The sequence below is a fragment of the Arthrobacter bussei genome, assembly GCF_009377195.2.
Classification (GTDB): Bacteria; Actinomycetota; Actinomycetes; order Actinomycetales; family Micrococcaceae; genus Arthrobacter_D; species Arthrobacter_D bussei.
Genome location: NZ_VJXX01000042.1, coordinates 1 through 279, shown reverse-complemented (window position 1 = coordinate 279; position 279 = coordinate 1). Strand labels below are relative to the sequence as shown.

Annotated in this window: 1 protein-coding gene; it reads right to left on the bottom strand. The window is 59.5% G+C overall.

Going from position 1 to position 279, the window contains the following annotated elements:
- The coding region (locus tag FNH21_RS16835) for a hypothetical protein (protein ID WP_206687084.1) at positions 1 to 279 on the bottom strand (279 nt) is incomplete at both ends.

Genomic DNA, 279 nt, shown 5'->3' with positions numbered 1-279 from the left:
ATCCTCACCCCGCGTTTTCGGACGGCAAGACGCAGGGTGAGGATTGCCGCCAAAATCCGAGCCGATGCCGAAGAGCGCCGCATCGGAGCTGTGTCCGCCAATCATCTGGACGTGGTTGTACTGCATCTTGAGGAAGAAGCGATTGGGAACGAGGTAATACCGCACCGACGCCGAGGTGAGCAAGCCCCATCGCTTGTCATTGCGCGGCTGGTTGTCGACACTGGTCGTATCCATGCTGAAGTACGGCCCCGCCGACAATTCGAGCACCAGGCGATTGCT